This is a genomic window from Methanobrevibacter sp., from assembly GCF_036307625.1.
Classification (GTDB): Archaea; Methanobacteriota; Methanobacteria; order Methanobacteriales; family Methanobacteriaceae; genus Methanocatella.
Genome location: NZ_JAXJXF010000066.1, coordinates 1 through 17174, shown reverse-complemented (window position 1 = coordinate 17174; position 17174 = coordinate 1). Strand labels below are relative to the sequence as shown.

General features: G+C 32.7%; 21 protein-coding genes. 17 read left to right on the top strand and 4 right to left on the bottom strand.

What is annotated here, in order from left to right:
* The first annotated feature begins 8 nt into the window (after positions 1 to 8).
* A complete protein-coding gene (locus tag UIB65_RS03950) occupies positions 9 to 677 on the top strand; it encodes a Mov34/MPN/PAD-1 family protein (RefSeq protein WP_330039820.1) in 669 nt (222 codons plus the stop codon).
* Between the two features lie 72 nt (positions 678 to 749).
* On the opposite strand, the gene serA is transcribed toward UIB65_RS03950, so the two are convergent.
* The gene (gene serA / locus UIB65_RS03945) at positions 750 to 2324 is read right to left on the bottom strand and encodes a phosphoglycerate dehydrogenase (protein WP_330039819.1); all 1575 of its coding nucleotides are present in this window, start codon (positions 2322 to 2324) and stop codon (positions 750 to 752) included.
* Positions 2325 to 2505: 181 nt separating this feature from the next.
* On the opposite strand from serA, the gene UIB65_RS03940 reads away from it, so the two are divergent.
* Complete coding sequence (locus UIB65_RS03940) at positions 2506 to 2844, top strand: heavy metal-binding domain-containing protein (RefSeq protein WP_330039818.1); 339 nt, start codon at positions 2506 to 2508, stop codon at positions 2842 to 2844.
* Between the two features lie 59 nt (positions 2845 to 2903).
* Complete coding sequence (locus UIB65_RS03935) at positions 2904 to 3647, top strand: hypothetical protein (protein WP_330039817.1); 744 nt, start codon at positions 2904 to 2906, stop codon at positions 3645 to 3647.
* Here the strand turns inward: UIB65_RS03935 and UIB65_RS03930 are convergent.
* Entirely contained in the window at positions 3644 to 4030 is a 387-nt protein-coding gene (locus tag UIB65_RS03930; RefSeq protein WP_330039816.1) for a hypothetical protein, read from the bottom strand. The two genes, UIB65_RS03935 and UIB65_RS03930, sit on opposite strands and share 4 nt — an antisense overlap.
* A gap of 8 nt (positions 4031 to 4038) precedes the next feature.
* Positions 4039 to 4977: a transcriptional regulator gene (locus tag UIB65_RS03925; RefSeq protein ID WP_330039815.1), complete on the bottom strand. Its 939-nt coding sequence runs from the start codon at positions 4975 to 4977 to the stop codon at positions 4039 to 4041.
* Positions 4978 to 5038: 61 nt separating this feature from the next.
* Here UIB65_RS03925 and UIB65_RS03920 point away from each other — a divergent pair, with 61 nt between their 5' ends.
* From UIB65_RS03920 to UIB65_RS03870, 11 genes are all read left to right on the top strand, one after another.
* Positions 5039 to 6307 carry a tRNA(Ile)(2)-agmatinylcytidine synthase gene (locus UIB65_RS03920; RefSeq protein ID WP_330039814.1) on the top strand — a complete coding sequence of 423 codons (1269 nt, stop codon included), beginning with the start codon at positions 5039 to 5041 and terminating at the stop codon, positions 6305 to 6307.
* Between the two features lie 182 nt (positions 6308 to 6489).
* Positions 6490 to 7422, top strand: a complete 933-nt coding sequence (locus tag UIB65_RS03915; RefSeq protein WP_330039891.1) for a DUF3100 domain-containing protein — start codon at positions 6490 to 6492, stop codon at positions 7420 to 7422.
* Positions 7423 to 7911, top strand: a complete 489-nt coding sequence (locus UIB65_RS03910; RefSeq protein WP_330039813.1) for a hypothetical protein — start codon at positions 7423 to 7425, stop codon at positions 7909 to 7911.
* A 142-nt stretch (positions 7912 to 8053) separates the two neighbouring features.
* Positions 8054 to 8968 carry a DUF3100 domain-containing protein gene (locus UIB65_RS03905; protein WP_330039812.1) on the top strand — a complete coding sequence of 305 codons (915 nt, stop codon included), beginning with the start codon at positions 8054 to 8056 and terminating at the stop codon, positions 8966 to 8968.
* Entirely contained in the window at positions 8968 to 9459 is a 492-nt protein-coding gene (locus UIB65_RS03900; protein ID WP_330039811.1) for a hypothetical protein, read from the top strand. The genes UIB65_RS03905 and UIB65_RS03900 overlap by 1 nt, the downstream gene beginning before the upstream one ends.
* A gap of 90 nt (positions 9460 to 9549) precedes the next feature.
* Positions 9550 to 10959 (top strand): MmgE/PrpD family protein, encoded by a 1410-nt coding sequence (locus UIB65_RS03895; protein ID WP_330039810.1) that lies wholly within the window; start codon positions 9550 to 9552, stop codon positions 10957 to 10959.
* 5 nt (positions 10960 to 10964) lie between these two features.
* Complete coding sequence (locus UIB65_RS03890) at positions 10965 to 11867, top strand: peptidase (RefSeq protein WP_330039809.1); 903 nt, start codon at positions 10965 to 10967, stop codon at positions 11865 to 11867.
* A 4-nt stretch (positions 11868 to 11871) separates the two neighbouring features.
* Positions 11872 to 12744 (top strand): fumarate hydratase, encoded by an 873-nt coding sequence (locus UIB65_RS03885; protein ID WP_330039808.1) that lies wholly within the window; start codon positions 11872 to 11874, stop codon positions 12742 to 12744.
* 55 nt (positions 12745 to 12799) lie between these two features.
* Complete coding sequence (locus tag UIB65_RS03880) at positions 12800 to 13597, top strand: citryl-CoA lyase (protein WP_330039807.1); 798 nt, start codon at positions 12800 to 12802, stop codon at positions 13595 to 13597.
* A gap of 4 nt (positions 13598 to 13601) precedes the next feature.
* Positions 13602 to 14111, top strand: a complete 510-nt coding sequence (locus UIB65_RS03875; protein ID WP_330039806.1) for a nitroreductase family protein — start codon at positions 13602 to 13604, stop codon at positions 14109 to 14111.
* Positions 14112 to 14127: 16 nt separating this feature from the next.
* Positions 14128 to 14451 carry a hypothetical protein gene (locus tag UIB65_RS03870; RefSeq protein ID WP_330039805.1) on the top strand — a complete coding sequence of 108 codons (324 nt, stop codon included), beginning with the start codon at positions 14128 to 14130 and terminating at the stop codon, positions 14449 to 14451.
* On the opposite strand, the gene UIB65_RS03865 is transcribed toward UIB65_RS03870, so the two are convergent.
* Positions 14441 to 14770 carry a hypothetical protein gene (locus tag UIB65_RS03865; protein WP_330039804.1) on the bottom strand — a complete coding sequence of 110 codons (330 nt, stop codon included), beginning with the start codon at positions 14768 to 14770 and terminating at the stop codon, positions 14441 to 14443. The genes UIB65_RS03870 and UIB65_RS03865 overlap by 11 nt on opposite strands.
* Positions 14771 to 14831: 61 nt before the next feature.
* Between UIB65_RS03865 and UIB65_RS03860 the strand changes: the two genes are divergently transcribed.
* The 3 genes from UIB65_RS03860 to UIB65_RS03850 all read left to right on the top strand — a co-directional run.
* Positions 14832 to 15182 (top strand): hypothetical protein, encoded by a 351-nt coding sequence (locus tag UIB65_RS03860; RefSeq protein WP_330039803.1) that lies wholly within the window; start codon positions 14832 to 14834, stop codon positions 15180 to 15182.
* 165 nt (positions 15183 to 15347) lie between these two features.
* The gene (locus UIB65_RS03855) at positions 15348 to 15662 is read left to right on the top strand and encodes a V-type ATP synthase subunit H (RefSeq protein ID WP_330039802.1); all 315 of its coding nucleotides are present in this window, start codon (positions 15348 to 15350) and stop codon (positions 15660 to 15662) included.
* 11 nt (positions 15663 to 15673) lie between these two features.
* Positions 15674 to 17174: V-type ATP synthase subunit I (locus tag UIB65_RS03850; protein WP_330039801.1), on the top strand; the 1501-nt coding region annotated here is incomplete at its 3' end.

Here is a 17174-nt window from a genome sequence, read left to right as displayed (position 1 = left end):
GTGATATGATGGGCTTTATTTCAAAGTTATTAGGAAATGATGATGAAGAGTTTAATGAAGTTAGAATTGATCGGGAAGTTCTTGATTCTGTAATCTATTATTCTAAGAAAGCTTATCCAAATGAATTTTTAGCTTTTTTCGATGGAGAAATAAAGGATAAAATTCTTTACATAACTGGATTGATATTTGTTCCAGGTGAAACCTGTGAAACAGGTGCTGTTGTGCATACAGAAATGATTCCTCTGAATACCAAATACTGGGGTTCAGTTCACTCACATCCAGGACCTAGCGCAATGCCGTCCGATGCAGATCTTGTGACCTTTTCAAAGAATGGCTATTTTCATATGATTGTTTGCCTTCCATATTCATTGCAAACATTTAAGGCTTATGATAGGTATGGTGAACCTCAAAACTATACGATTGGCGATTACAGTCATCTGGTAGAAGATAATTCTCATGAATTCTTTGATGAGGATGATGTGTTAACAGAAGATGATGAATTCAAACCTGGACTTCTTGATGAAGCGGATGATGAGTTTTTCACTACAGATGATACTTTCGTTGACCATTATGAAGAATTTGAAGCCACACGTATCAATAACAATCCTCATGTAATAAAAATAGAACTTAACCCTGATGGCACTGTTAAGAGTATTCACAGAGAATTAAGAAAATAATACTCTTTTTTTTTTGAATGGTTGAAAAAATAAGAAAAAAATAAAAAACAAAATGGTGAAATTGTTTTTTATTTATAATTCAAGTCCGACAGCATCATAAACATTGTCTAAATTTTGGATTTCTTTTATGACTTCATTTGGAATTTCTTTATCTAAAGTCAGAATCATGATGGCTCTTCCGCCTTGTTCATCTCTTCCAACTTGCATAATTCCAATATTCACTCCATGTTCTCCTAATTTTGTTCCAATTTTACCGATACTTCCAGGAACATCTTCATATTTTGCAATAAACATGTGTCCTTCAGGAATCACGTCTACCCAATAATCATTAACTTTTAGGATTCTTGGTTCGTGTAAATTGGTACCTTCAGCGGAGAATTTATCTTTGCTACTTTTAGCAGTAACTTTGATTAATGAATCATATCCTTTAGCGTTGTTTTTCCTGCCTTCAGTTACGCTTATGCCTCTGTCTTTAGCAACAAGGGAAGCATTAACTGCATTTACAGGAGAACTCAAGAAGGGATTGACAACTCCCTGAAGTACTGTTCTTGTTAATATTTCTAAATTGTCAATTTCAGCTAATTCCCCACTGTACACGATTTCAATTTCTTTAATTTTTCCATTAACAGCTTGGGAAATGAAACTACCTAATTTGTCACATAATTCCAAGTATGGGGATACTTCTTTGTAGGTTTTATTATCGATACGTGGCATATTTAAAACATTTTTAGGAGTTCCTCCATTGAACAAATCAATAATTTCGTCAGCTACGATAATTGCCGCATCTCTTTGAGCTTCTTTAGTGGAAGCAGCAATGTGTGGGGTTAATACTATGTTGTCAAGTTCAAATAATTTTGAATCTTCTGCTGGAGGTTCTTCTTCATATACGTCTAGTGCAGCTCCACCAATTTTGTTATTGGATAGGGCATCGTATAATGCATCTTCATCAATAATTCCTCCACGAGCACAGTTTGTAATGAAAGCACTGTCTTTCATGATTTCAAATTGTTCTGTTGAAATTAAATGTTTGGTTTCAGGGGTAAGTGGCACGTGAATTGTAATAAAATCTGCATTTTTAAGCACGGTGTCTAAATCAGTTAATTTTACACCCATCTGTTTTGCAACTTCTTCAGGCAAGTATGGATCATATGCCATTGCATCCATTTCAAATGCTTTACATCTGTTTACTACTTGGGAACCTATTCTACCCATTCCAATTACACCAAGGGTTTTGTTTCTAAGTTCAACACCCATGAATTTTTTCTTTTCCCATTTTCCTTCTTTAACAGATTTATCAGCAATGGATAATTTACGAGCCATGGTAAGTAATAATCCCATAGTATGTTCCGCTACTGTGATGGAAGTAGATTCTGGTGAATTTACAACCATAATACCTTTTTCAGTTGCAGCATTTAAATCAATGTTGTCCACTCCAACACCGGCTCTTGCAATAATTTTCATGTTGTCTGCTTTTTTAATAATGTCTGCAGTAAGTTTTGTTCGGCTCCGAACAACGATTCCATCATATTCATGTATGGTATTTGCTAATTCTTCAGGAGTAATGCTTGTATCTACTACAACTTCAGCTACTTCCTTTAAATTTTCAATACCTTTTTCATTAATAGCATCAGCAATAAGTACTTTCATTTTTTCACCATTTTTTGTTTTTTTTTTGAAAAAGAAATATTTAGTAATAAATATTATTCTAATTTATGTTTTTTATTATATTTAAAATTTTAAATAAAATATATATTCTAGTAAATATTAAATTTAAATTATACAAAATTTAACTTAATTGTTTTTAAGTCATATAATATGAGATGAAAATATGGTATCTGTAAATGAATTTCCAATTTCTACTGCAAATGATATTCCTGGTTTTAAAGTTGTTGAAACAAAAGGATTTATATATGGTTTAACCGTCAGAAGTAGAGGTGCCGGTGGACAAATCGGCGCAGGCATAAAATCATTATTCGGTGGAGAAATTACTCAATATGTTAAAATGATGGAAGAATCAAGAGATGAGGCATTGAATAGGGCAATTGTACATGCTAAAGAGTTAGGTGCAAATGCTATCATTGCAATCAGATTTGATTCTAATGAAATTTCCGATGTTATGCAAGAGATTTTAGTATATGGGACTGCTGTTGTTGTTGAAAAAGAATAGGTGAAAATATTTTTTCAGATTATTTTGAAGTTAATAATGAGGTTATTCCTCAAACAATCTTGGGATATGGTCCATTTATTGCAGAACCTTATTTTGGACATAGATCCAGATTATATCAAATTGATTTATATGATAATCCTCATAATATTGCCGATGTGATTGTCGAATCATATAATATGGGGGTTCGTGCAATCAATTTAATCAATGATAAAAATCTGATTGAAGGATATGAAATAGCAGCCGACTGTGGTTGTGAAATGAAGGTTATTGCAACTATTGGGAAAAGTGATGTGGATTATTTGAATCCCAATTATGAGATTGCAAAAGAAGCTGATTGGGATGAAGATATTGACTTTTTTTCAAGTTATGACTGTCCCGCAATGCTGGTTGATGAGTTCATTGTTGATGGTTATGATTGGAAATTAACTTCAAAAATATTGTCTAGAATTAATGAAACCGGTTCAGTTTCCGGTTTGGTTACTGCATTTCCATCAAAAACTACAGATTTGCTTAAAGATAATATTGATATGGGTCTATTTGATCTTTATATGATTCCATATAATTCATTATCTTATATGATGGATATCAGTGCTTTTAATAAAAAACAACGTAATGAATTCATAGAAAAAATAGTGGATTTAAATAAAAAGATTATTGCCACAAGAGTGTTTGCAGTAGGTGTTTTAAAGCCTGAAGATTCTTTTGAATTTTATAAAAATGTTGATTTTGTAGATGCAATAACTCTGGGTGTGGCCAGTAAGGATGAAGCAAAAGAAGATTTTTCACTTTTGAGCAAATATTAGTATTTGACTACTTCATATTTTTCAAAAGGAACTAAATTTTCTTTTTCAAGGGTTTCATTTAAATCCTTCAATCCGTTAATTAAATTTTTTATATTTTTGTTGGATGGTTTTTTACCTGTGATTTGCAAGTATTGTCTTGGACTGATTTCACAGTATTCACATTCAAAATTGCAGCATCTTCCTTTTTCTTCACAACCGTATCCTTCTTGATTTTCATCGGTTCCGATAACTATATCATCCAGTATTCTTGACACTCTTTCATCAGATGCAAACATGGCTATTTTCTGTGTTTTTCCACAAATTCCAATAGCTTTTTGACCGGCATAATTACAAACCCATTTGATTGGATAATTCTCTAATCCATCAATACTTAAATTTTCCATTCTACCACCTACTTTTCTTTTCTTTCTTTAATCATTTTCAGTAATTCTCTTGAATTCTCGAATTCTTTTAATTCCCAAGATTTAATTACGGGTATGGTTCCGATTGATTCTTTAATTTTTTCATTATTGATGATAAATACTGGTTCTGATGTTGTAACCATTGACAAGTCTTTTAAAGGAACTGCCATTCTCTTTAAAGTTTTTTCAGTTCTGTTTTTTTCAACATTTGCAATCAATGGTGATTGTTTGTCTGAACTTTTCATTTTAGCTACAGCATCAAATGGACTTTTATTAGTTGAAACAACCCCATATCCTAATTTAGACAAATCAAGAGTATCATCGCCGTTACTGAATGCAATATCATCTTTTTGAGGTTGTTTTAATAAATCAATGTCTAATGTGACTTTTGTATTTAGGATTTCCTCCAAAATCATTGCAGTTTCAGTATTTGCACGCACTATTTCATTTTCATATTTGTACATGGTGGCTCTTGATACATGAGCTAAATCTGCTAAATCTTTCAGGGACAGCGAATATTCTTCACGATATTGTTTAATGACATTGCCGTCAATTTTAACGAAGTATCCTCCCCTGTCCGCTAGAATTTCGGGATATTCATTATAAATAATCATATTTTTTAAGGTTTCAAAGCCAATTGTTGGGATATCGTATCTTTCGTATACTACTCCTTCTTCCAAAAGTCCATTTCTTGATTTTTCACCAATTATAATTGGAGAAGCAAGAAATATGTTGGCTAATTGCTTCATTTCATAAGCATTACTTTCATTAATGCTGTCTATATTTTGAAATGTTTTTAAAAGTAAAATGAGTAAGTTTTTACGAGCTACAATATCAAATGATCCCTGTTCATAAATGTCTGAAGTTTTATAACCTTGCGACTTTAACAGATTTTCGATATTGTGTAGTAATTGGCTTCTAGTTAACATATTAACTGACCTCTTGTAAACTATATATTGTTTTAACTCTAATATAATTCTATATTTGAAGGTGGTCGTAATTAAATATTTATATATTGGAATTGATGATACTGATTCTCCCGATGGAATGTGCACTACTTATTTGGCAAGTCAAATCATCAATAAATTTAAAGATAATGGAATTGAACTGGTGGATTATCCTCGGTTAATTAGATTAAATCCTTTTGCAAGATTCAAGACTCGTGGTAATGGTGGAGTTAGTTTAAAGATATTGGACAATGATAAGGCTAATCTTGCTCGCCAAATTGTATTGAATGAAGTTGAAAAGCTATCCATGTTTGACTGTGATAATACAAATCCTGGCGTAATTTTTTATAATGGTGAAATAACTAAGGAAATGGAAGATTATGCATTCAGGGCCATTTATGAATTCATAACAATTGGAGAGGCAGAGGAATTTGGGAAATCTGTGGGATGTGAGATTCATAAATTTAAAAAAGGCAGAGGCATCATCGGATCGATTGCAGCAATAAGCCTACCTTTATCTGATTGTACTTATGAGTTGCTTACATATAGGAGTTCTGAAAATTATGGGACTAAAAGGCAAATAGATTATGATTCTGTTTATCTGATGGATAAAAAAACTTTTCCGGATACTTTTGAAAATATTGATTATTCTGAAGATTATATTGCAATTGAACCTAAAACTCCATGTCCTGTTTTATATGGCATCAGGTCTAATAATGTTGATGCACTACATTTGGCAAAAAGCATTGTAAAAGTTAATGAACCCCTTGTGGACTGGTGTATTTTCAAGACAAATCAACATACAGATATGCATATTCAAAAAGTTGACAAAATTTCGGATATGGATCAATTTGGTTGCTATGAGGTGGTTGGTGAAGTCAAAAACAAACCTAATATTATTGATGGTGGGCATATGTTCTTTTTACTTTCCGATGATTCTGGTGAGATTGAATGCGGTGCTTATGAACCAACAAAAAACTTTAGAAAAACCGTTTCTCATTTGAGGCCGGGTGACATTATCAAAGTCTTTGGTGGTATTGGGGAGCATAATACATTTAATATTGAAAAGTTTCAAATGGTAAAATTAAATGACATTGAATATAAAAATCCAATTTGTGAATGTGGAAAAAGAATGACTTCTGCAGGCAAAAACAAGGGATTTAAATGTAAGCGTTGTGGAAATAAGATAAAATCTAGTAAAAAAGTTCCTATTGTAATCACCCGTAACCTAAAAAATTCTCAATTTTATGAAACACCTGTTTCTGCAAGGCGCCATCTATCAAAACCTCTCTGTCGTATGGGTTTAAATTAAATAATCCTTTTTATATCTTTATTCGTAAAATTATGCAATTTTATTTATTTTTTTATATTCACTTTTTGTGAACTTTTAATTAATTTTTACTATTTTTTATTCTCATTTTTTGAACTTTTGTGAATTAAATCATACTAATTTATATATTAGTTTTTAATAATAATTTTTTAAACATATTTTTAATTTATGTTGGGTGGGAGAGGGTTATTATTTCTGATGAAACGAATCAAGTTAATCATATCTATCGTGAAAAAACAGATAAAAGAATTTTGAAAAAAAATCCTTGGAAGGATTATAGGTTGCATGCGACTGTTCTTCTGCTTGTAATTATTGCAGAACTGATAGGTCCAATCAAAATTCCATTATCTGAAAGTGTTGAAGTTTCAATAATGCCATTGCTTTATGCAATGGTTTTGGGATTAGTTTTTTATTTGGCCAAACCGATTAAATGGATCGGAAGAAAACAGGCTCGTATTGCTGAAGGGGCAATGATGTTGTTTATTGGTGTTTTAATTGCTAAGTTGGCTGTTTCCAGTGGTCAATCCATTCATTTGATTTTTGAAATGGGTCCAGCTTTGTTACTGCAGGAATTGGGGCATTTGGCAACACTTCTGATCGCACTTCCTGTGGCCATCCTTTTAGGATTTAAAAGAGAAGCTATTGGTATGACTAATTCAATTGGTCGTGAACCAGAAGTTGGTATTGTTGTGGATAAGTATGGATTTAATTCTCCAGAGTCCAGAGGTGTTTTTGCGTTATTCATTATTGGAACTATAATTGGTACTGTATTTATTAGTTTTTTAGCTAGTTTAAGTACTTCATTATTGCCTTTACATCCTTATGCTTTTGCTATGGCCAGTGGTGTTGGCAGTGCAAGTATGAATGCTGCTGCTTTAGGTCCAACTCTTGCGGCATTTCCTGCATTGGAAACAAATATTGAGGCATTTGCAGGATTCAGTAATTTGCTTTCATTCTCTTTCAGTTTGTATATTGTGATATTTATAGCATTGCCGTTGACTGAGAAATTATATTATATATTGGAGCCTAAACTCGGAAGAAATCATAATGAAAACGATGATTCAGATGAGGATATGGCAAGTAATGGGGGTAGCTAAATGGTTGACCTAATCGATGAACCTGTTGATGTGTCCACCCATGGTGTCTTTAACTGGATTTTGCTATTGACAATTTTTTCAGTAATCACTGTCATTGGAAATTATATAGGATATGGTCATCCTCTTGCCGATTCATTTATTGGAATGGGAATTTTGGCTTTGATTACCTTGATTGGTGTTTGGCTGGAGCGTAAACTTCCATTAGATATATCTTCAATAATTTACATAAGTTTAATAGGCATTTTCATTGCATTTCCTGGAGTTCCAACATCTGAAACTGTTCTTTATTATGTTTCCAAAGTTGAATTGTTGTCTATAGTGACAGTATTTTTAGCTTATGTCGGTATAGGTATGGGAAAAAGTTGGGATGAGTTTAAAGCTCTCGGATGGAAAGCAATTATCGTTACAATGCTGGTTATCGCATCCACATATTTTGGATCCGCTATTGTGGCTCATATTGTATTGGTTATGACTGGTGTTCCAGCATAACTTTTTTAATTTTTATTCTCTTTTTGTGTAATTTTACTCATATTCTTATATATTTTTATTCGTATTTTATGAAATTTTGAAAATTAAATGCTAATGATTTATTAATATGTTTTTAGAAATCTAATATTAATTATAATAAATTATGGTTAATTTTTATGCTAATTGGGAGTTGGCTATTATTCCGATGAAAGATGATGGGGAGCAGGTTGAACATATTTATCGTGAAAAAACCGATAAACGAATTTTAAAGAAAAATCCTTGGAGAGATTATAGATTACATGGTACTGTACTTGTTTTGGTAATTATTGCTGAGTTGATCGGTACCCAAACAATTCCCATAACTAATGATGTTGCAATTACAATAATGCCTTTGATTTATACTATTATATTGGGCTTGGCATTTTATTTGGCAAAGCCTATTACTTGGATTAAAAGAAAACAGGCTCGTATTGCTGAAGGGGCTATGATGCTATTTATTGGTGTTTTGATTGCTAAGTTGGCTGTTTCCAGTGGCCAATCTATTCATTTGATTTTTGAAATGGGTCCTGCATTGATTTTACAGGAATTGGGACATTTGGCAACAATTTTAATTCTTCCTATTGCATTGTTTTTAGGATTTAAAGAAGAGGCCATTGGTATGACTAATTCAATTGGTCGTGAACCGAATGTGGCTGTAGTTGTTGATAGGTATGGTTTTAATTCTCCAGAATCTAGAGGGGTTTTTGCAATATTCATTATTGGTACTGTAATTGGTACAATATTTATCAGTTTCCTTGTTACTTTGTCATTATCTTTCTTGCCATTGCATCCTTATGCTTTTGCTATGGCTAGTGGTGTTGGAAGTGCCAGTATGAATGCGGCTGCTATCGGTCCAACTCTTGCAGCATTTCCGGGAATGGAATCTCAAATTGAAGCATTTGCAGGATTCAGTAATCTATTGTCTTTCTGTGTAGGTATATATATTGTAATATTTGTTGCCATCCCATTGACTGAGAGAATGTACAGATGGTTAGAGCCAAAAATCGGAAAGGATTCAATTAAGAAGGGGGATGACTAATGCCTGAGTTGATTGATGGATCTGAAAATGTTTCCGTTCATGGAATTTTTAATTGGATTTTATTATTGGCAATATTTTCTGTTATCGCGGTCATTGGTAATTATTTAGGTTATAAACATCCGATGACTGATTCTTTGGTAGGTATGGGTATTTTATCAGGTATTACTCTTTTGGGAGTATGGATGGAAAGATATTTGCCTTTTAACATTTCTTCAATTCTTTATATTAGTGTATTTGGTATTATATTGGCTTTTCCAGGAATGCCTACATCAGAATTTGTACTTTATTATGTTTCAAAGGTTGAACTTTTATCTATAGTGACTGTATTTTTAGCTTATGTCGGTATTGGAATGGGTAAAAGTTGGGATGAATTTAAAGCTTTGGGTTGGAGAGCTATTGTTGTAACTGTTCTGGTTATTGCGGCCACTTATTATGGTGCAGCAATTGTGGCGCATATAGTTTTGGTTCTTACAGGAGTTCCGGCCGTTTAACTTTCTTTTTTTCTTTCTTTTTGAAAAATTGTTTTACATTATAAGTTAACTTTAATAGTTCTTTTTACATATACTAATTATAGGTGTTTTATGTTTTTACAAAATATTTCTAAATTTATTTCAAACTATAGATATGAACAAGCAACTGTTGAATCCATCACTACTGTTAAAGCTGCATTCTTAGACTTCTTTGGAGTGACTTACAGAGGGTCTTGTGAAGATGCGTCTAATATAGCTTTCAATACAGTTGAAGAAATATTTTCTGGAAACTTAAATTTGAATATGAAAGCATCAGTTATTGGCAGAAAAGCAAAAACAGATATTTTAAGTGCTGCTTTTTTAAATGGTGTTGCAGCTCATGTGCTTGAATTGGATGATGGTCATAGGGGCGCTCAAATTCATTTAGGGGCGGTCATTTTTCCAACTGCGCTGGCGATTTCTCAAAGTAATAATTTAAGTGGGAAAGAATTTTTAGAAGGAGTAATGGTAGGATATGAAGTTGGGATTTTATTGGGTAAATTGGTAAATCCTGACCATAGGAATAAAGGATTTCACACGACAGGTACTATTGGTACTTTTATTGCAGGTGCAGTTGCTTCTAAATTATTAAAACTTGATGGAAAACAAACAATTAATGCTTTAGGATTATGCGGTACTCAGGCTGCCGGTCTTTTGGAGTCTGACCATGGGGGATCCATGGGTAAATCATTGCATGCTGGAAAAGCAGCATATAATGGATTATTATCTGCATTATTGGCAAGAAATGGTTTTACTGGTAGTGGAACTATTTTTGAGGGAGATGAAGGTTTTCTAAAAACAATGGTTTTTGATAATACTGATTTCGATATGGAGAATTTCTCATTTGAAACTGCTCTCAAAGATGTTGGGAAAGTGAGAGTTAGGGATATTTACTTTAAAAAATATCCTTTTTGCAGACATTTGCATTCATCAATTGACACTGCATTAAAGCTTAAAGCCAGTATTGGCGATGAATACGAGCACATTGATAATGTTGCTGTTAAGACATATAAAATTGCTGCGGAACATGATAATTATAATCCTAAGAATTTGGAAGAGCTTAAACAGAGCTTGCCTTATGCTGTAGCAATTTCATTGGTTGTTGGCGAAGTTAGTGTAGATTCCATCAATCAACTGATAGAATATGGTCTTTTGGATAATTATTCCAGTGTTGATGTTGTAAACAGCATTAAAAGTATTGCAAACAAAATGATTTTAATTTCTGATGATAAGCTGAATGCATTATATCCTGATAAGCGACCTTCAAATGTTATTATCAAATTGGATGATCAGTTTAGAAATGGTGTATTTCAAAATTTAACCCTTCTTCCTAAGGGTGATTTTGAAAATCCATTGCAATTAAGAGAACTTCTTGATAAATTTAAAGGATTAAATCCTATGTATGATATAAAGAATTTAACAGTAATTGATTCTTTGGAAGATTATTCCATGTCGTATGTTGTCGATAAATTAAACAGGTAGATATTATGGATGAAACAAAAGAATTTCTTAAAAAAATTGGCATTGAAGAGACTTGCAAGGATTTTCAATCAGACAAGAGGTTCAAGGATGGGGGACAATATCGTTTTGAAGTTCCAGGAATCCAATCTCCAAAAACTATGGATGCTCTTTTAAAGGAATCAGTTAAAAATAATATATTTATTCATAGGGTTACTCAAACCAAAGGAATAATGATGTTGACTGATGAAGAGATTAAGGAAATGGTTGATTTGGCAATTGATTATGGATGTGAACTGTTTTTATCCGTAGGGCCTAGGGCAACTTATGATACTTCAGCAACTGTTCATACTAAGGAAGGCAGCAGAATAGGATATAGGTTAAGGGGTTATGATAATCTGGTTTATGCAATTGAAGATGTTAAGCGTGCCTGCAGGCTTGGTGTTCGTGGAATCCTGTTATATGATGAGGGATTACTGTATGTTTTAAATAAAATGAGAAAAGCATGTGAAATACCTTTAAATGTTCATTTTAAATTGTCTGCACATGCCGGTCACTGTAATCCTGCTTCTGCAATTTTACTTGAACATATTGGTCTCAATTCATTAAATCCTGTTCGTGATTTGCAAATTCCGATGATTGCATCCATTAGAAATGCAATTGATATTCCAATTGATTTGCACACTGAAAATCCTAAATCTACTGGGGGTTTTATAAGGCATTACGAAGTTCCAGATTTTATTAAGGCAGCTTCTCCGGTTTATCTGAAAACTGGGGGATCTGTTGCAGCCAATCATAATTGGGACACTACAGAAAAAGAGGCCATAGCTAGAATCAAACAGGTTAAATTGGTTAAAAGAGTTATTGATAGTTATATGCAGGATGCGATTCCATCTCCAAAAGATTCAAAGTATTTATCAATTCCTGAGTGATTTTATGGATGTTATTGAAGATATTTCCAGGACAATTGTTGAAGCTTCAACCAGGTTGTCAAAAGATAAGTTAAATGCCTTAAAAAGAGCTATCGAAATTGAAACTAATGACAATGCGTCCTGGTGTTTATCACAGATTTTAGAAAATTATGAAGTTGCCCAAGATACCAAATTTCCATTATGTGATGATACAGGCATTGCCCATGTAATAATTGAGGTGGGTAGTGAAAGAGAGATTACTGGAGACCTTTTAAATCAAATCCATGAAGGAATTGAATTGGGATTAAATAACCTTCCAGCAAGACCAATGGCAGTGAAAGGCAATGAAATTGAAAGAATTGAACAAAGTCAGGGTTTATTTGAAAGTCCTGGAATGCTTAAGCCGGCTCCAATTTTGATTGACTCCGTAAATGATGAATCAACATATAAAAGAGATATTTCTCCGGATACTTTAAACATTCATTTCCTGCTTGAAGGTGGAGGTCCTGAAATAAGGGCAAAAACATTTAGAGTTTATCATAAACGTTCCTTTTCAAATGTAATTAATACTGCAGTTGATTGGTTGGGCGATTCTTTAAAAATGCTTGGTTGCACTCCGTCTATTCCAGCAATAGGCATCGGAAGAACTCATTTTGAAGCCACATCTCTTTTATTGAAATCAATTGCTTATGGGAACTTGGATAATCAAAATGATGTCGAAAAGTTCGTTACTGATAGATTGAATGAAACTCAAATTGGCCCTCTGGGTTTGGGTGGAAATACAACCGTTTTGGGAACATATGTCAATATAGGCAATCAAAGGGCAAGTGGCGTTAGGATAGTTTCAGTCAGGCCTTCTTGTTTTGTTGAACCAAGGGTGGCCTGTTTAATGTTGTAAGATTTATATACTTTATTAATGTTATTTTAATTAATTGAAATAGGATAAGAAAATTATGCAAGAAAATAATTTTAGAGTTAATCCTCGTTCTTTAAAAACTAGTATTTCCAAAGTTGAAAAGGATAAAATTATTACAAGAGGTTATAATCAAAGGGATTTGATTGAAAAGATCAGGTATAGTGATATGATTTACCTATTATTGAAAGGTAGATTGCCATCAATTAAAGAAGGAAGAATATTCAATCATGTGCTGGTTTCATTTTGTGACCATGGGGTTACTCCTCCAAGCACTCAAACTGCACGTCTGGTTGCTTCTTCAGGTTCACCCATTAATTCTGCAGTTGCAGGAGCGTTACTGTCTTTTGGACATAAGCATGCAGGTGCAATTCAAAAAACAATGGAATTGTATCAATCCAAGATAAATTCTCTTTATTTGACTGAAGATTCAATATTGGATAATAAGCAAATTGCAAGTTTAGCCATTGATATATATAATGAATATGCCTTTGGTGATGAAAAACTCCCTGGTTTTGGCCACAGGTATCATAATGTTGACCCGAGAGCCGATAAATTAATGGATATAGTCATAAAAGAAGGTTTTGTTGGACCGCATATTAAATTAGCATTGGCTCTTGAAGATTTGATTTATCAAAAGAAAAGAATCAGGCTGAATGTTGATGGTGCAAATGCAGCTATTTTATCTGATTTGGCATTTACTCCAGAAATGGGACTTGGTGTTTTTATTATTGGCAGGGTTCCTGGAATCATAGCTCACATTAATGAAGAGAACATGGAAGAAGATGAATTCAGAAAATTTTGTGATCTTGATGATATAGAATATTATGGAAGGTAATAATATGGAATTTTTAGAGGTTATTAAGAAAAGATATAGTGTAAGAGGATATTTGGACAAGGAAATTGAAAAAGAAAAGCTTGAATATGTTTTGAATGCTGCAACTATAGCTCCTACAGGTGTTAATGCACAACCTTTTAAAGTGTTTGTAATTGATGCTAAAAAATATAAACAAGAATTATCTGAAATCTATGCTGCAAAATGGTTTGTTGAAGCTCCATATGTTATAGCTGTTGTTGCTTTAAGAGATAAAGCATGGACCAGACCTTGGGATGGAAAAAATATTGCAGATATTGATGCAACTATTGTAATGGACCATATTATTCTTGCAGCTACTGATGTGGGATTAGGCACCTGTTATATTGGTGCATTCAAGAAAAATAAAGCTTACGAATTTTTAAACTTGGATGAAAACGAAGAAGTCGTATTGTTTACTCCTTTAGGATATCCAAATGCTGAACCAAGAGATACTCCAAGAAAAGAGTTAGATGAATTTGTTGTTTATGTAGATTAAAATGAAACTTTTTATATTGAGTGCGGATAATTCAAAAGAGATAGATAAAATTTCTGGACAATTATCCGAGAAAAAATTTAAAGTTGTTGAAACTGGAGATTCTTTTGTTTTAATGAAGAAAAGACGATATGGTAATGTTTTGATACAGGTAGTCTGTTTAATATTGGCATTTTCAGTATCTTCATTATTTTTAATTATTAATTTGGTTTACTTTACGTATTCTTATCTATGGGCATCTCCACACGTTTTAATTACAACAGAAAAAGTGGGGGAAGATGGTGAAAAACTTGAATTTGATAGTATGGATGATGTTTTGAATAAAGCGAATGCTATTCTATAATTTCATTCACATTATATTCTTCTATTTTTCTAATTAATAATGGACTTTTAGCATTTATGTATTCTGACTCTTCACCTATTTTTGCATCTATAAATACATTATCTGCATTTGGTTCGCTGAATAGTGCAATGATGTCTGTTATAAAATTATCATAATCCTTTTGGATGTTTTCATCACTGAAACCTAAGCGCGGAAGCTCTTCGGTCCAAATGTCTCCTCCAGGGGAAAATTTTTTATCAGTAATTTTGCCTTCTTTTATCTCACTATCCAATGTTAGTGAAAAATTTTTATTTAAAATTATCCAAACTGCTCTTTCCATATGTATTCATTAGATAAAATGATATAAATATTATGAAGTTGATATTAAAATTAGTGTTATTATGGCAAACGTTAAAATGTTTAAATTATTGGGTGTGTTGTTAGCTATAATGTTAATTGTTTGGGCTATTTATCCAATTTTAAGACACCAGCCTTTAACCAATGAGGTTTTGGCTACTGCAATTATCTTGATATTGATTGCAATTGCATATCTTATCATATTGTTCAATCCATCCTGGACAAAGGCAGTTTTCTTTTTTGAAGGAATTGTTATTGCAGTATGTGGATATATGTTATTGGCTTATCCGTACAATATTGAACTTCTTATAATTGGTTTAATCATCATTATTATAGCAATTCTTGCTTATTTGCAAAAATTACCGCCTAGTATTTTAAAATGGTTCTATAGATAAATTATTTATCTTTTATTCTTTTTTTTATTTAATATTTTTATATAAGTTTTATATTTTGGATATTATTTTTTAATTAAAATTAAATTTCAGCTATTTTTACAAATATTGAATAGTAAAAGATATATATATTACTCAACAAAAATAAGTGTACCATGGTGATTAATTATGGCAGAGATATCAGACGCAATCGCAATGATAAAAAAAGCTGAATCTGACGCTGAACAACTTATTATTGATTCAGAATCTCAATCTAAGGATTTGATTGCTGAATCAAAAGTAAATGCTGAGGAAATCATTTCCCAGGCTAAACAAGCAGCAGAAGAAGAAGCGAAAAATACTGTTTTTGATGCAGAAGATAAAGCTAAAGTAGAAGCAGAATCTATTGCTAAAAAGTCCGATGAGGATGTTGCAGCTATTAAAAATGCGGCAATGGCAAATGTTGATGAAGCTGCTTCCGTTATTGTCAAAAATATTTTGTAGTGTGAGATTATATGTTCAAGACAGCTAGAATGCGAAAAATTAGAATAGTTACACTGGAAAAGTATGTGGCTCCTACAGTGGATGCTCTCCACGAATCAGGACTCGTACAAATCAGTGATATTTCTGATAGTGTTCAGCAAGATCCTGAATTAGCGGAATTAGTTACTCCTGCAAAAGCTACTCGTCACACTGGTAAGTTATCTTCTCTTCTTATGAAAACAAATGGTATATCTGAACTATTAGGAAATTCTTTATCAGAAGGCCATGGGTTAAAGGACACTTTAATGTCTTTAATTAGTCCAGACATGCCAGTTCAAAAAGAAGTAGATAAATTGGATACTGAAGCTTTCATTGGAAAAGCTGAGGATACATTAGCTCAAGTTGAAGCTAAGACCAGTGTTATTGAAGGAAAACTAAGCGCACTCGACACTGAAACAAGTGAACTAAAGTCTAATAAAAGTTTGGCTAATCGCTTATCTAATTTTGACATGGATTTAGCACTTTTAAAAGATTCAAAGTACACTTCTACTACTGTTGGAAGGATTAATGCTGAATCTGCTTCAGAAATCAAAAATGAATTAAGTAACTTGACAGATGAATTAGATGTATTTACTGTTCCTGCAGACAATAAAGAAGATGATATTATTGTCGTAGTAACATTAAAAGAATCAAGTGATGATGTTTATTCAACACTTCGTAAATATGACTTTGAGAAAATTGAAATAGGTGATGTTGAAGGCACTCCTCAACAGATTATTTCAAATGCTGATGCAAGATTATTAACCATTGAATCAGAACGTGCTTCAGTTAAAACTGAATTGAGAGCTGTTGCTGAGCAATGGGATGATGAGATATTGGCTCTCAAAGAACAATTAGAAAATGAAAAAGAAAAGAACGAAATTCTTTCATCTTTTGTTCAAACTAAAGATGCTTATGTCTTTGAAGGTTGGGTACCAAAAAAAGACACTGAAAAAGTTGAACAATTAGTTGAAAAAAGTTCTGATGGACATTGTGCCTTTGAAATAATAGAAGTTGAAGGTACAGATGATGAAGATGTTCCTATTTTACAACAAAACGGATGGTATGCAAAACCTTTCGAATACCTTGTTGATATGTACTCTCCAGTACGTTATAACGCAATGGATCCAACAATATTTGTTGCAATCACATTCCCATTTTTCTTCGGTTTCTGTTTAACCGATGCAGTTTATGGATTATTTGTATCTCTTATTGGTGTTGTATTGTTAAAAGGATTAGGTAAAATCAAAGAATCCATGAAATCCTTTGGTTGGATCTTAATCTGGTCCGGTCTGTGGGCCGTTGTACTAGGTCTGATAACCAACGGTTGTATCGGGGACTTCCCAGAAAGGTTATTAGGTATGCGTTTACCAACCATTTATGGACCTGTTGAGGCATTCGTGCACCCTGATACTATTTTGATAATAGCTATCGCAGTTGGTCTTTTATACACCAACATCGGTTTTATCTTAGGTGCAATCAACAACTTAAGAT

Bases quoted from the DNA above. Each gene is read 5' to 3' on its own strand.
- UIB65_RS03950 (WP_330039820.1), top strand. From the start codon at position 9: ATGGGCTTTATTTCAAAGTTATTAGGAAATGATGATGAAGAGTTTAAT.
- serA (WP_330039819.1), bottom strand. From the start codon at position 2,324: ATGAAAGTACTTATTGCTGATGCTATTAATGAAAAAGGTATTGAAAAT.
- UIB65_RS03940 (WP_330039818.1), top strand. From the start codon at position 2,506: ATGGTATCTGTAAATGAATTTCCAATTTCTACTGCAAATGATATTCCT.
- UIB65_RS03930 (WP_330039816.1), bottom strand. From the start codon at position 4,030: ATGGAAAATTTAAGTATTGATGGATTAGAGAATTATCCAATCAAATGG.
- UIB65_RS03925 (WP_330039815.1), bottom strand. From the start codon at position 4,977: ATGTTAACTAGAAGCCAATTACTACACAATATCGAAAATCTGTTAAAG.
- UIB65_RS03910 (WP_330039813.1), top strand. From the start codon at position 7,423: ATGGTTGACCTAATCGATGAACCTGTTGATGTGTCCACCCATGGTGTC.
- UIB65_RS03905 (WP_330039812.1), top strand. From the start codon at position 8,054: ATGGTTAATTTTTATGCTAATTGGGAGTTGGCTATTATTCCGATGAAA.
- UIB65_RS03900 (WP_330039811.1), top strand. From the start codon at position 8,968: ATGCCTGAGTTGATTGATGGATCTGAAAATGTTTCCGTTCATGGAATT.
- UIB65_RS03895 (WP_330039810.1), top strand. From the start codon at position 9,550: ATGTTTTTACAAAATATTTCTAAATTTATTTCAAACTATAGATATGAA.
- UIB65_RS03890 (WP_330039809.1), top strand. From the start codon at position 10,965: ATGGATGAAACAAAAGAATTTCTTAAAAAAATTGGCATTGAAGAGACT.
- UIB65_RS03885 (WP_330039808.1), top strand. From the start codon at position 11,872: ATGGATGTTATTGAAGATATTTCCAGGACAATTGTTGAAGCTTCAACC.
- UIB65_RS03880 (WP_330039807.1), top strand. From the start codon at position 12,800: ATGCAAGAAAATAATTTTAGAGTTAATCCTCGTTCTTTAAAAACTAGT.
- UIB65_RS03875 (WP_330039806.1), top strand. From the start codon at position 13,602: ATGGAATTTTTAGAGGTTATTAAGAAAAGATATAGTGTAAGAGGATAT.
- UIB65_RS03865 (WP_330039804.1), bottom strand. From the start codon at position 14,770: ATGGAAAGAGCAGTTTGGATAATTTTAAATAAAAATTTTTCACTAACA.
- UIB65_RS03860 (WP_330039803.1), top strand. From the start codon at position 14,832: ATGGCAAACGTTAAAATGTTTAAATTATTGGGTGTGTTGTTAGCTATA.
- UIB65_RS03855 (WP_330039802.1), top strand. From the start codon at position 15,348: ATGGCAGAGATATCAGACGCAATCGCAATGATAAAAAAAGCTGAATCT.